This is a genomic window from Azoarcus taiwanensis (assembly GCF_012910885.1).
Lineage (GTDB): Bacteria > Pseudomonadota > Gammaproteobacteria > Burkholderiales > Rhodocyclaceae > Azoarcus_F > Azoarcus_F taiwanensis.
Genome location: NZ_WTVM01000284.1, coordinates 1 through 729, shown reverse-complemented (window position 1 = coordinate 729; position 729 = coordinate 1). Strand labels below are relative to the sequence as shown.

Annotated in this window: 1 protein-coding gene; it reads right to left on the bottom strand. The window is 63.9% G+C overall.

The genetic code is table 11. The features are described 5' to 3' along the window. On the bottom strand, positions 1 to 588 hold a 588-nt coding region (locus GPA21_RS20335), incomplete at its 3' end, for an ABC transporter substrate-binding protein (protein ID WP_422614186.1). Positions 589 to 729: the final 141 nt, after the last annotated feature.

Genomic DNA, 729 nt, shown 5'->3' with positions numbered 1-729 from the left:
TTTCGTCCGACGCAAAGCCATTGACACCGCGGGTTCGGCCAGCAGCGCATGATTGACCTGACGTGCGATCAGCAACTGCATTGCATCCATCGGCGTGCCGACGTAGCGCAGGTTGAAGTCCTTGCGTGGGTCCAGCCCCTGTTTCTCGGCCACGGTGTGGAACACGATATCCGGCATGTCGGCGCGGAAAGGCATCGCGATCTCCTCGCCCTTGAGGTCTGCCAGGGTCTGCAGGTCCGGCGAGCGCGACACCAGCCACAGGATGCCCCAGGTGGACACGTTGAGCAGCTTGAGCTTGGCGCCCCGGTTGTGCAGGTTGGCGGCAACGTTGCTCGGCATCGCCATGATGCGCGGCTTGCCTTCGAGCGCCAGCACCCGGAGCTGATCGGGGTCGCGCCAGACGACGAACTCGACCCGCTCGGCCAGATCCGCCAGTTCGCCGGACTCAGCCATGCGCACCAGTGGGAAAGAAACCGCGGCGGCCGGACCGGCCAGGGTCAGCACCGGCAATTTGGAGTCGCTGGCATGGGCGTTCGCGCCCAGGGCAAGGCCGATGGCTGCGAGAAGGGTGATCAGAGTTTTTTTCATGGTCAGAAGCTCGCGTTGTAGCCGACGAAGAAGCTGCGGCCGGGCGCCTTGATTTCTTCGCCGGACAGGCCTTCGGTCAGATGTTCGTGATATTTGCGGTCAGTGAGATTGCGGACGGCGAAGCGCACGCGATGGGTGCCG